The 12215-nt window shown below is 54.9% G+C and carries 10 protein-coding genes; 4 read left to right on the top strand and 6 right to left on the bottom strand.

What is annotated here, in order from left to right; translation table 11 throughout:
- Positions 1 to 118 precede the first annotated feature (118 nt).
- The 5 genes from DTL42_RS02450 to DTL42_RS02470 are packed head-to-tail and all read right to left on the bottom strand — an operon-like array spanning position 119 to position 4916.
- Positions 119 to 598 carry a bacterioferritin gene (locus tag DTL42_RS02450; protein WP_114367102.1) on the bottom strand — a complete coding sequence of 160 codons (480 nt, stop codon included), beginning with the start codon at positions 596 to 598 and terminating at the stop codon, positions 119 to 121.
- A gap of 55 nt (positions 599 to 653) precedes the next feature.
- On the bottom strand, positions 654 to 1838 hold the full coding sequence (locus DTL42_RS02455) for an NAD(P)/FAD-dependent oxidoreductase (RefSeq protein ID WP_114367103.1): 1185 nt from the start codon (positions 1836 to 1838) through the stop codon (positions 654 to 656).
- A gap of 12 nt (positions 1839 to 1850) precedes the next feature.
- On the bottom strand, positions 1851 to 2639 hold the full coding sequence (locus tag DTL42_RS02460) for a DUF1641 domain-containing protein (RefSeq protein WP_234824045.1): 789 nt from the start codon (positions 2637 to 2639) through the stop codon (positions 1851 to 1853).
- A gap of 16 nt (positions 2640 to 2655) precedes the next feature.
- Positions 2656 to 4077, bottom strand: a complete 1422-nt coding sequence (locus DTL42_RS02465; protein WP_114367104.1) for an MBL fold metallo-hydrolase — start codon at positions 4075 to 4077, stop codon at positions 2656 to 2658.
- 17 nt (positions 4078 to 4094) lie between these two features.
- Positions 4095 to 4916 carry a sulfite exporter TauE/SafE family protein gene (locus DTL42_RS02470; RefSeq protein WP_114367105.1) on the bottom strand — a complete coding sequence of 274 codons (822 nt, stop codon included), beginning with the start codon at positions 4914 to 4916 and terminating at the stop codon, positions 4095 to 4097.
- A 571-nt stretch (positions 4917 to 5487) separates the two neighbouring features.
- Here DTL42_RS02470 and DTL42_RS02475 point away from each other — a divergent pair.
- The gene (locus tag DTL42_RS02475; protein ID WP_114367106.1) at positions 5488 to 6048 is read left to right on the top strand and encodes an ECF-type sigma factor; all 561 of its coding nucleotides are present in this window, start codon (positions 5488 to 5490) and stop codon (positions 6046 to 6048) included.
- Positions 6049 to 6190: 142 nt separating this feature from the next.
- A complete protein-coding gene (locus DTL42_RS02480; RefSeq protein WP_114367107.1) occupies positions 6191 to 8578 on the top strand; it encodes a serine/threonine protein kinase in 2388 nt (795 codons plus the stop codon).
- 124 nt (positions 8579 to 8702) lie between these two features.
- Here the strand turns inward: DTL42_RS02480 and DTL42_RS02485 are convergent, their stop codons facing one another.
- The gene (locus tag DTL42_RS02485; protein WP_114367108.1) at positions 8703 to 9854 is read right to left on the bottom strand and encodes a xylose operon transcription regulator XylR; all 1152 of its coding nucleotides are present in this window, start codon (positions 9852 to 9854) and stop codon (positions 8703 to 8705) included.
- A gap of 192 nt (positions 9855 to 10046) precedes the next feature.
- Between DTL42_RS02485 and DTL42_RS02490 the strand changes: the two genes are divergently transcribed.
- Together DTL42_RS02490 and DTL42_RS02495 are read left to right on the top strand one after the other, a co-directional pair.
- Positions 10047 to 11168 carry a DUF1611 domain-containing protein gene (locus tag DTL42_RS02490; RefSeq protein ID WP_114367109.1) on the top strand — a complete coding sequence of 374 codons (1122 nt, stop codon included), beginning with the start codon at positions 10047 to 10049 and terminating at the stop codon, positions 11166 to 11168.
- Positions 11165 to 12211 carry a dipeptide epimerase gene (locus DTL42_RS02495; RefSeq protein ID WP_114367110.1) on the top strand — a complete coding sequence of 349 codons (1047 nt, stop codon included), beginning with the start codon at positions 11165 to 11167 and terminating at the stop codon, positions 12209 to 12211. The genes DTL42_RS02490 and DTL42_RS02495 overlap by 4 nt, the downstream gene beginning before the upstream one ends.
- The last annotated feature ends 4 nt before the right edge of the window (positions 12212 to 12215 follow it).

Genomic DNA, 12215 nt, shown 5'->3' on the forward strand with positions numbered 1-12215 from the left:
GGAAAGCACTGCCAATCTAGCCGAGGCAACCCATGGCAGCCTCGGCACGGAGGGTTAGAAAGTCTGACCAGATTAACCTTGGTGTGCCGCCTCAAAACCTTTGTGGTTGTCGTTCGTATCAGCCTGAGGTGGGCGAAGACATGTGCTTCGCGATATAGGCCGATTCTCCCATTCGTTTGATCAGGTCAAGCTGTAGTTCTAGCCAAGCCATGTGCCCTTCTTCATCCATGACAATGCCTTCAAAAAGCGACCGCGTTCCGATGTCGGAATCGGTAGCAGCTTGCTGCGAGGCTTTAGTATAGAACTCAATCGCTTCTTTTTCGTCTGCTAAATCGGACTCGAAGACCGCTGTTAGCGATTCGGCCCGGACTGGCGTCTTTTGCAGGACCATCTTCGGTTCCCCTTTGAGGAACAAGATGCGTTCCAGGTACTTCTCGGAATGGCCAAGTTCCTCGGTCATTTCTTCCCGCATCCGGCTGGCCAACAAATCGAGCCCCCAATCGTCCATCACAGCGGCATGAAGCTGATATTGATGGCAAGCAGTAAGTTCCATCGAAAGGGCCTGTTGCAGGTTCTCGATTGATTTGGACTTTGACATGATTGATTCTCCTTACAATTTGTGGTGTTGTTGGACGTTTCCGCAAGCGCCAGGCTTAAGCTCGCCCTTTCAGCATGCCGTGCCAATACAAAGCAGGCAGGCCAAACTTCTTTAACATCAGCATGCTAAAGCGTTCTTGAGCCTGGTTGAACGGAAACGTTTCAGCCGGTTGACCGTCGTAGTCGAACTCAGCTAAGACCAAACTATCATATCCGGTCACGACCGGGCATGAGGTATACCCGTCGTAGGTTGCCGCAAGTGGTTCGTGCTGCATCGCGGCAAGCAGGTTTTTAACCACCACAGGTGCTTGCTTACGAATTGCCGCTCCGGTCTTCGAGGTTGGCAAGCTTGAGGCATCTCCTAAACCAAATACATTGGCAAAGCGGGTATGCTGCAGCGTGTACTTATCGACATCCACCCAGCCTGCCTCACTTTTCAACTCGCTGTTGGCGACAAAATCAGGGGCGCCCATCGGCGGCGTCACGTGAATCATGTCGTACTTGATGACGATCTCTTCGTCAGTATCCATATGACGATAGATGGCTTCCTTCGTGGCAGCTCGAACTTCGGTTAAATTATGCCGAAAGCGAGTCTCTACTCCTTTTCGCGCCGCAACCTTTTCCAGCACTTCACGGTACTTATCCACGGCAAACAGACGCGGGCTCGCCGATGTGAACATGACGTGAATCTTGTCTCGCACTCCAGCCCGTCGGAAATGGTCTTCAGCAAGGTAACAGATCTTTTGCGGGGCGCCGCCACACTTAACTGCACCGGCAGGCTGTGTGAACAGGGCCGTTCCTTCTTTGAGTTCCTGGATAAACTTCCAAGTGCTGCCCACGGTGTTAATCGAGTAATTGCTACAGACGCCCTCCTTTCCCACAGCTTCCTTAAGCCCTTTCACCTTGTCCCAATTGATTTGAATCCCCGGTGCGACGACGAGATACTCGTAGGAGATCGTGGTGCCATCGCGGGTCGTGAGTTGGTTCTCGTTGGGCTGAAAGGTAGCGACGGCATCTTTAATCCACTTCACACCGTAAGGAATCACGTCTGCTTCCTCTCTCGCCGATTCCTCAGGGCGGAAGATGCCACCACCAACCAGGGTCCACAGCGGTTGGTAGTAATGTTTATCGGAAGGCTCGATCACGGCGATATCGAGCTTGGGATCGGCATTATGCAGCCGAGCGGCAACGGTAATTCCGGCGGTTCCCCCACCCACGATTAGAATTTGATGATGGCTCATGAGTTTCGCTCCTTACGAGTTCGAGGGAGTGGTTGTCGGACTACTGCCAGGATGGCGCTGTTCGAGAAGTGTGCCAAAGCACTTGCTGAATTGAACCGCGAACGCCAACGCTCGCTGGGTGCTGGGATCGCGCGAAGCACTTAGCAGGCCCAACAGCCCCATCCGTTCGGGCACCGGATGTTCGCAACTTCCCTGACGACAACTTGAAAGGGCGCTGCCTGCCAGCCCAACCGTTTCGACAGAGAATTCACTAAGCACATCCGACCGCAACAGATAGCCCAGCCGATCAAGTTCGTCCCGTTGAATTTGCCCCCCCAGGTAAAGTGCCGCATGCAAGCCATTCTTTAGGCTTTGCTCTAAATCGACGCCATCCTTCTTCAAATTCTTGGCCCACTCGTCAATTACGTCGGTCGCAATTGCCACCAAATTCGGCAGTTCATCGGCCATTTCAGCAGCTTGCTGAATTTGAGGCAGATGATCGGCCAGGACTTTTAGGGCCTGCATGTTGCGTGGTTCGGTCACCTGCTTGACGATCGAAAGCAAATCAGCGGCTCGCTGCTGCAAGTCGATCCCTTCAGCGGCTGCTTGGCGAGCAAAGCTGTCGAACACATCGGTGGCGATTGCTACTAAGTTCGGAACTTCGCTGGCCATTTCCAGCATTTTGTCAAGACTTTCCGCGCGGTCGAGCAGGCGATGTAACATCTCCTGCGTCTCTGGTTGGTTCAATCGCTCGGCGACCGTCAAAGCATGTTCGCTTGTTTGCCCACCGCTCATAGAGTCCTCACTTTCATCGACGTTCATTGGTAACCCTCGATCTCTATGCCTTGACGGTGTCGGCTTGCTCAGTTGGCAAGCCGGCGGACGTCCATGCTAGGTAGCCCCCGTGCAAGTTGATTGCCTGCTTAACCCCGGCCGCCTGCAGCACACTGACCCCAATCGCCGATCGAGCACCACTGCGGCACTGGACAACCACCTTACGATCGTGCGGGACCAACTCGGAGGTCTTATTCAGCCGCCCCAGAAAGTGATGCGTTGCCTTGGCGATATGTCCCGCGTTCCATTCGGCGTCGGTGCGAACATCGATTAACTCGACGCTCTCGCCTGCTAAGGCTTCGGCAAGCTCCGCCGCAGTGATCGTCTCGTAGGTCTCGGTGAGCAGGCCGTTCGCTTTGGCTTCGTCTCGCAGGTAGTAGGCGCGAATGTCCTCGACCCCGATCTTGGCCAACATCATGGCCGCTTGATCGATCTGAGCTTGCTCGCCGATGAGATAAGCTGGCCGATCGTAATCGACCAGCCAACCGGCCCACGCCCCTAGCATGTTGGCAGGAATGTTGATCGTCCCAGGCAGGTGCCCTTGAGCAAAGATGTTGGCGGGGGCCAAATCGATCACGGTTCCTGTTTCAACACGGCTTGCCAGATTCTTTACTTCCTCGCGAGAAACCAACGCGTCTTCACCCAAGATACGTGGTCCCTCTTTATTCACCCGTTTCATCACGGCGAAATAGGGAGGCACTTCCGGCTGATCGGCTAACACATAAGCCACAAATTCTGCTTCGTCGGAATATTGCAGGCCAGGATTAAAGAGCTTTTCGTAGCCAACGGTCGACGAAGGAACGGCACCGAGTCCCTTGCCACAGGCACTACCGGCACCATGGGCCGGCCAAACTTGGAGGTAATCGGGCAACCGCTTAAACTTTTCCAGCGAGTGGAACAAGTCCTTGGCCCCTGCTTCCGCCGTGTTCATAATTCCGGCGGCTTGCTCTAACAAATCAGGCCTACCGACGGCATTCACAAAGACGAAGTCGCCGGTAAAAATGCCCATCGGCTTGTTGGCTCCGCCTCCCTGGTCGGTCAGGACAAACGAAAGGCTTTCCGGCGTGTGCCCAGGGGTATGGATTACCTCGAAACGAATGTTGCCCACCAGAAAGTGGTCGCCATCGTGCAGCAGCTGATGCGGGTAAGCAGTGGCGTACTCATACTTCCACTCGGCAGGCCCTTCATCGGAAACATGCAGCGTTGCTCCAACGCGTTCCGCCAGTTCGCGTGCGCCGGAAACATAGTCAGCATGAATGTGCGTTTCTGCGATGTCGGTTAGCTGTAAGCCTTCCTGCTTGGCAACATCCAAATAAGGTTGAATATCGCGGCCTGGGTCAATCACGACCGCCACCTTTGCCCGTTGGCAGCCCACCAGGTACGACGCGTGAGAGAGTGTCTTGTCGTAAAAGTATTTCAGCAACATCGCCAAGCTCCTTATCTTTACAGCAGCGTTGATTTCACAATGACGAACGCAGCCACCAATACCACGGCGGTTGCGAATATTTTTTGCAGCGTGGGCCCGTTGAGACGTTTCGCCAGAAGGCCTCCCAGCCACATACCGGTAAAGCCGCCAACTAGGAATTCGAGTGTCAGTGCCAGAGGAAACTCTTTCCCACCGACAAAGTGAGAGGCCACACCACTAGCACTGATCAACACAATCACAAACAGCGACGTCGCAATGGCACGGTGAATATGCATGCCACTGAAAAGGACCAGCGCCGGCACAATCACGAATCCACCACCCACGCCAAACAAGCCAGAAAGCACACCGGTTGCCAAGCCAGTTAACAGTAACAACCGGGCACACTTCGAGGTCAGAATCAACTCGCCATTCTCATCGCGCTGACAAGAAGAATGGTCTTGCTCGATAGCAGGTTGGCACGCCACTTGCGCAGGCGCTGTCCCTTTCGACTTCTGCCACATGCGATAGGCCACGATGAACATCAGCACAGCAAAACAGGCCAGCAGCACGTTCCCTGGCAAAAACTTCGACAGATACGATCCAACCGGAGCGCCCAGCATGCCTGCGATGGCAAAAAAGAGTCCCGTGCGAAGCTCGACTTCGTTTCGCAGCAGACGGGGCAATGCGCCTGAGATGGCTGTGCCACCGACTGCTGCTAACGAAATACCGACCGCTTCACGCGGTGCGATCCCCAGCCCGTAAACCAACAGTGGCACCGCAAACACCCCTCCACCACCTCCGGTTAACCCCAAGGCAAATCCCACAATGCAGCCAAACAAGATTGCCAAGGAAGCTTCCATGATGCAGCCCTTCTCTCCCCTACTGGGTGGCGAGGTTCGCCTGAGCCTTTATGCTCGTTACCTCACAAGGTGACGAGCCTTTATGGTAAAAAAAACTGCGCGCTTCTTTCAGACCAGGTTAACCGAGTGAACGCACCGCTACTCAGCGTTATGGGCCTAGGAAAGCTTGCCTCTCCTTACCTCTATTCATTTATATCGTGACATCACGAGATGTCAACCTGGTTTAATTTGCCTTTGGATTGCTATTGCGGGATACCGCGAAAGTCGGCTCGGTAAAAACCAGCGAGTCTGGCCAGCCTGCTAGTGACGAACGCGTGAACAGCGTGTGAAACGATGTTACTTGTCTTCCCTGCGAGGTCAGCTCGCAGATGGTGCCACGAATTTTCGGATCGATGAAAATCGACGTTCTAACGAGAAAGCACGCCGCTTTGGAATTGGGGCGATAACGAGATACCGTTCCCTGGAAACCGGCCAAGCGAAGTGACTTCTGCTAGAATTAAGGAATTGCCTGCAATCGTCTCTTCCTGCTGGCAAAGCACTTATCCCCATCATTTAGCGAAGTGAATTCGTTGTGACCAATTCGGACGTAACGCAAATCTTGGGTGCTCTGCAGCGGGGCGAAGAACATGCGACCGAGCACCTTCTGCCGCTGGTTTACGAAGAGCTGCGTAAACTGGCCACTGCCAAACTGGCCCACGAGAAAGTCGAGCATACCCTGCAACCGACGGCCCTTGTCCACGAAGCTTATATGCGTTTGGTGGGAAATGGAGGCGGCTGGGAGAACCGAGGCCACTTTTTTGCTGCGGCGGCGGAAGCCATGCGGCGGATACTGATCGAAGAAGCACGTCGCCGAGCTAGCCTTAAACGGGGTGGCAATCACACCATCGTCGCGCTGCCAGACGAATTGATAACGAAGTCGAAAGACGAAAACGAATCGCTCTTAGCGCTCGACGAAGCACTCACTCGGCTTGAGAAACAAGATTCCGATTCTTACAAACTCGTGATGTTACGTTACTTCAGCGGCTTAACGGTCGACGAGGCAGCCCAATCGCTAGGAATCTCCTCGCGTACCGCCAAACGATATTGGAGCTTCGCCCGAGCCTGGCTACAACGAGAAATCGAACGACAATAAGCTCATCGAAATTTTTGGCACATTCGCCGCTCTAATTTCGCATATCTTTAGAATGAGGACCGTCGCGCTTCTCCGTGTGGGGTGAAACGTGTTCCCCCCACACGGATTCGGTCCCCTTTTAACCTCTTCCCTTGCTGCTTGTATGTCGTTTGATCGTGAAAAATCGATTTTTCTCTCCGCGCTCGAATTGCCTTACGGAGCCGAACGCGATGCCTACGTCGAGCAGCAGTGCGGCGAAAATACGGAATTGCGGGCGGCCGTAGCAGAATTGCTTGCGGCGCACGATCGATCGCTTAACGTGCTTGACCGACCCACCTCACAAAGAGTTGCGCTACAAGGTCAAGTGAAATCCGCAGCCGAGGCGATTGCCATGAATGCCACCTGGGCGCATGGAAGCGATGGGGTTGTCACACCGCCGATCGGCGAAGGGGACGCGTTTATTGGCAACTATGTTCTGCTAGAAAAACTGGGTGAGGGAGGTTTCGGCCAGGTATACGTTGCCGACCAGCGACAGCCGGTCCGGCGTCGTGTGGCCATTAAACTCTTGAAAGCGACCGCGAGCACTCCGGATGCGGTGGCCCGTTTTGAAGCGGAACGTCAAGCGTTGGCCATGATGGATCACCCAAACATCGCCCAGATCTTCGACGCTGGCACAACCGCGACCGGGCAGCCCTATTTTGTGATGGAACTTGTCCGTGGTGTTCATATCACTGCGTTTTGTCGCAACCACCAGTTGCCCGTAACGCGGCGTCTGAAACTATTTCTCGATGTCTGCCACGCCGTGCAGCACGCCCATCAGAAAGGGATTATCCACCGCGATTTGAAACCATCGAACGTGCTGATCACGCTGCACGATGCCGACGCCGTGGTCAAAGTAATCGACTTTGGCGTGGCCAAGGCCTTGAACGAACCATTAACCGACCAGACGATCTATACGCGGTTCGCCCAGATGATTGGGACGCCGATGTACATGAGTCCTGAACAAGCGGAAATGAATTCCTTGGATGTCGACACGCGGAGCGATATTTATTCGCTGGGCGTGCTGTTGTACGAACTGCTAACCGAGCAAACGCCGTTCGATCAACATCGCCTGCAAACGGCTTCGTTTGACGAAATGCGGCGAATGATTCGAGAAGAAGACCCTCCTCGTCCCAGTGCTCGTTTAACCTCGACTACCCATTTGATCACCACCTGTGAAGCCAACCGTGCGGTGGGTGAACGGAGCCTCGCCAGTGAACTGAAGGGAGACCTGGATTGGATCGTGATGAAGGCCCTCGAAAAGGATCGGCGGCGGCGTTACGAAACGGCTGCCGATTTGGCTCGCGACGTCCAACGTTTTCTCGATCAGCAACCGGTTGTCGCCCGGCCCCCGTCGAATTGGTATCGCTTCACCCGTTTTGCCCGCCGTAATCGGACGGTGTTCATTTCGACTGTGATCGTGCTGCTGGCGTTGGTTTCAGGGACGATCTTCAGCACCTGGCAAGCAGTTCGGGCTACGCTGGCGCAAGAAGAAACCGAACTCTTGCGGCAAGAGGCAGTCGATTCCGTAGAGAATTTAAAACGCGCGAACGTTCTACTTGATAGTGCTCGTGCCAATGCCGACGAGTGGCACTGGCAGACCGCCTTACAGCAATACACGGAAGCCACCAAACTGCAACCGAATCATTACTTGGCTTGGTCAGGTCGCGGCGCATTGCTGGCGAGATTAGGCGACTGGCCCCAAGCGGCCGCCGACTATGCCACGGCCATTCAACTCGGCGCGCCCGCCAACAATCCGGCTTGGTGGGGAGTGCCACAGCTTTGCTTCTATGCCAATCAGACAACTGCCTACGCGCAAGTCTGCCAGCGGATGGAAGAACAACTGGCCACGACCGATGATCCGGCCCAGGTTTCGATGATCACCCGGGGCCTTTGTGTCCAATCGCGTGAGATCGAAAACATGAAAGCTCTAGCATTTCGGATGGAAGCTTACCTGTTTGAAGAATTCGAACACAGGAGATTCGGGCAACTTCGTCCTGAACGTGGCCCAGGCAGGCTAGATGGTCAGCCAGATCGTGTTCGGCTCGAATTACCGGGCCATCGAAGACCACCTCCCTCCGTTGGTCCTGATATCCGTCGAGATAATATGCAATATGCAACCGGCGTCGCGAACTACCGTGCCGGGGACTCGCAACGGACCATTGAACTGCTAACCGGTGTCCGCCGGGGGGACGAGCGATCACCCTTTGGTCACATGGCCTCCCCTCTGCTTGCGTTGGCCTATCATCAACAAGGCCGAACCGAAGATGCGATTCAGGAACTCGCCGTGGCGGAAAAATCGATCGATCGTTGGCTGTCTTCGATGAAAACCTCGCCGGAATCGCCTGACTATCCTTGGTTTGACTTTGTAGAGATGTACATTTGGTACCGGGAAGCGTACCAAACAATCGTCAAACGGCCTCCTCCCCCAGACGCGCGATTCGCCGAGCTTTCACAACACGTGCAGCAAATGCAAACACAACCCCAAGAAGCGAAATCTGCTGACCGGTGAATAAGCCTAGCCACACGCACCAACGTCTGCCTTGGCCGAAACAAACCACCGAAGACGGCCAGCGTATGCTCTGTAAGCGGGCTTAAAGCCAAACTTGCCTTTCTCGCCCCAGGCCCAGGTTCCCCTATCTTTGAGCGAAACGTGATCGCCAGACACTGGGCGGCGCGCCAAACTGTTGTTGGAAAGCAACGGAGAAATGCGCCGTGGATGTAAAGCCACACAGATGACTAGCTTCCGCGATCGAAAGATCGGTTTCGATAAGAACTCGCTTGGCCATGTCCAGTCGCAGACCTCGAATCAACTCTGCCGGAGAACGTCCTAGCTCAGAGCGAAAACGCTGTTCTAAATGACGTCGTGATATGGCAAACTCGCGCAGAACTTGTTTGACCTGAATCCCCTGAGCGATGTTCTCGTGAATGTAACGCAAGATGGCTTGAAGCTCGGAATCGTTAATTGCCAGCAGGTCGGTCGAATGTCGCGCACAGACTTGCAGGGGGCTAATCTTCGTGGGCTGTTTGGGGATTGGTTCGCCCTCCATCAGCTTTGACAACAAAGCCGCCGCCGATCTACCCAACGCGCCGCAGGCCAACTGCACGGCTGACAAACTCGGAAAGCCCAGATTGCAGATCAAGTCGTCATCGTCGCCAGCCAGGATTGCAATTTCATCGGGTATGCGTAGTCCCGCCGATTCACAAATATCGGCGATCTGTCGCGCCGGATACGGGTCGGAAGCGAACAGCCCCAGCGGCCGCTTCAACTGGGATAACCAGTTTAAAACAGGCCCTGGATCGATCGACCACCCTTCACGCACTCCCTTGGCACGAAAGGTTTCACACGCATAGCCAGCTTCGCGCACGGCCTGCACAAAGAGCATTTCTCGTTGCGGCGAATAGCGTCCCATTTGCGGAGCATAACAAGCAAAGTGTTCGATCCCTCGCTCACGAAAATGATTCAATGCCATCTCGGAACGGACGGTGTCGTCGGTAATCACTCGCCCAACCCACTGCTCGTCAGGGTACATAATCGAAACATCAACCGTTGGAAGCCCTGCGCGGCGCAAATGGTTAACCAGCGTTCGCGTGCGCATATGGGCGATCACGCCATCGCCTTGCCAGTTGCGCGGCAAGCGAAGTCGCTGCTGGGCATCGCGAGGAGCAATCAGCAGCCGCCAATGATTCTCCGCTGCGTACTTGCCAATGGCCCGGACGACGGTTCGGCCCCAGGTATCATCCGTTTCGATCAGGACGGCGACGCGCCGTATTGCTTGGCTCGACATGGCTCTGAACTGCTTTGCTTGCTGATAAAGTCGCCCCCGCAGCTTTGATCCGTGGGCTTAAATTCCATTGTAAACCGGTCGTGCGCATATCCTAAACAATTATGCGCATCTGCGCATTGGCCTAGCGACCTAAAGGCCTTAAGATCGAACATGTATTCAGCAATAGCCCTTCATCCTTTCCGCGGATCTTGCATGTCCTCTCCCCTTAGCTCGCAATCGGCCCCTTCTGACGTCGCGCATGCTCCGTCGGAGACAACCACCACCAGCTATGAAAAACATCGGCGAATTGTTGTATTGACCGATGGCTATTCCAATCCGTTTGTAGCCAAAACCGCAATCAGCTTGCTCCGGTACCGCACTGCCGATATTGTCGCGGTTCTCGGGGGCAAGACCGCCGAGAAAACCGCACAAGAGCTACTTGGGGCTGGCGGTGACATCCCTGTGGTGGCGAGCTTACAAGAAGTTAATGAACCAGATGCCATTTATGTCGGTATTGCCCCTCCAGGCGGAAAGCTACCAGAGGCTTGGCGGCCCCTTTTGCTCGAAGCGATTGGGCGAGGCATCGACATCATCTCTGGTCTGCACGATTTTGTGACCGAAGATTCCGAGTACCGCACTGCGGCTGCCACCAGCGGCGCCAGTTTGTGGGATGTCCGGAAGAACCGCTTTAAATCGGTGGCCACGGGGCAACCGTTCCGGCACGAATGCCTTCGTATTCTGACGGTCGGTCACGATTGCAGCGTCGGCAAGATGGTCGTCTCGTTAGAAGTCGAACGGGCTCTGCGGGAAGAAGGCCTTGATGCAGCTTTTCTGGCTACTGGGCAAACAGGCATTATGATTTCTGGCCATGGTATTCCGGTCGACTGTGTTGTCTCCGATTTTGTGAACGGGGCCGTAGAAACATTTGTCCGAGAAAACGAGCAGCACGATATCCAGTTGATTGAAGGGCAAGGAAGCTTGTCGCATCCATCCTTCTCGGCGGTCACTTTGGGTCTGCTTCATGGGGCAGCACCGCAAGGCTTAATCTACTGCTACGAAGCCGGTCGCCACGAAGTGAAAGGGCTCTCGGGAATTCCGATCCCATCGCATCGAAAACTACTTCAAGCGTATGAAGTCGCAGGCAATCTCCGTGCCCCTTGTCAGATCATTGGAATCGCGGCAAACACACGCAATTTATCAGCCCAAGAAGCAGAGGCTGAATTGGCGCGGATGCGTGACGAGTTTGAACTGCCGGTCTGCGATGTCTATCGAACCGGTGCCCAACCATTGGTCGCTGCCGTGCATAAGTTACGAGAGGCCCAAGTCAACACATGAAATTAAGCCTGCATCGAATCGAGCTACCGCTCAAACGTACCTTTACCATCTCTCGTGAATCACTGGATGTGCAGCCTAGCTTGGTCGTTGTGCTAGAGCACGACGGCTTCCTTGGATTGGGCGAAGTCACTGAAAATGCCTACTACGGACACACGCTCGATGCGATGGAAGCGGCGTTGCTCTCGGCCAAGCCCTGGCTGTCGCGATACGTCGCGGAGTGCCCGGAAACAGTTTGGCCAGCTGCCAACGAGGCTTTAAACGAGCGTTTCGCCCTTTCTGCCCTCGATATGGCCGCCCACGATTTGTGGGCTCGCCGCAAGGGCCAGCGACTTTTTGAAGCCTGGGGGCTGGCTTGGCAAGACATTCCTCGATCGAGCTACACGATTGGCATCGATAGCATCGATACGATGGTGGCGAAACTCCAAGAGATGCCTGGCTGGGACATTTACAAGATCAAGCTGGGCACGCCCCACGATCTTGAAATCGTAACCGAATTGCGGAAGCATACCCAGGCGCGCTTCCGGGTCGACGCCAACTGTGCTTGGACGGTTGAGCAGACGATCAAAAACTCGTACGAAATGGCCGAGTTAGGGGTCGAATTCATCGAACAACCTCTCTCGCCCAACGCCTCCGATGCGGACCGACGAAAGGTTTTCACGAATTCCGCATTACCGATCATTGCCGACGAGAACTGCCAAGTCACAGCAGACGTGGATAAATGCCACGGCCAGTTTCATGGGGTGAACGTCAAGATCTGCAAATGTGGCGGACTTACCCCGGCCAAACAAATGCTCACGCACGCCAAACAGCTCGGTCTGAAAACGATGCTTGGTTGCATGATTGAAAGTTCTATCGGTATCAGCGCGGCCGCCCATTTGGCTCCGCTGTTGGACTATGCCGATCTCGATGGCGCCGTGCTGCTGCGAGAAGAGCCAGCCACAGGTGTCCGCATCGAGCAAGGCCAGATTCAACTTGCGGCTGGGCCGGGCTCTGGCAGCAGTTGGAAAACGGATGTCGTGACTCCCTCCCCCACCACGCTTTGAGCAA

Source organism: Bremerella cremea (genome assembly GCF_003335505.1).
Taxonomy (GTDB): domain Bacteria; phylum Planctomycetota; class Planctomycetia; order Pirellulales; family Pirellulaceae; genus Bremerella; species Bremerella cremea_A.

Bases quoted from the DNA above. Each gene is read 5' to 3' on its own strand.
- DTL42_RS02490 (WP_114367109.1), top strand. From the start codon at position 10,047: ATGTCCTCTCCCCTTAGCTCGCAATCGGCCCCTTCTGACGTCGCGCAT.
- DTL42_RS02450 (WP_114367102.1), bottom strand. From the start codon at position 598: ATGTCAAAGTCCAAATCAATCGAGAACCTGCAACAGGCCCTTTCGATG.
- DTL42_RS02460 (WP_234824045.1), bottom strand. From the start codon at position 2,639: ATGAACGTCGATGAAAGTGAGGACTCTATGAGCGGTGGGCAAACAAGC.
- DTL42_RS02465 (WP_114367104.1), bottom strand. From the start codon at position 4,077: ATGTTGCTGAAATACTTTTACGACAAGACACTCTCTCACGCGTCGTAC.
- DTL42_RS02455 (WP_114367103.1), bottom strand. From the start codon at position 1,838: ATGAGCCATCATCAAATTCTAATCGTGGGTGGGGGAACCGCCGGAATT.
- DTL42_RS02495 (WP_114367110.1), top strand. From the start codon at position 11,165: ATGAAATTAAGCCTGCATCGAATCGAGCTACCGCTCAAACGTACCTTT.
- DTL42_RS02470 (WP_114367105.1), bottom strand. From the start codon at position 4,916: ATGGAAGCTTCCTTGGCAATCTTGTTTGGCTGCATTGTGGGATTTGCC.
- DTL42_RS02480 (WP_114367107.1), top strand. From the start codon at position 6,191: ATGTCGTTTGATCGTGAAAAATCGATTTTTCTCTCCGCGCTCGAATTG.
- DTL42_RS02485 (WP_114367108.1), bottom strand. From the start codon at position 9,854: ATGTCGAGCCAAGCAATACGGCGCGTCGCCGTCCTGATCGAAACGGAT.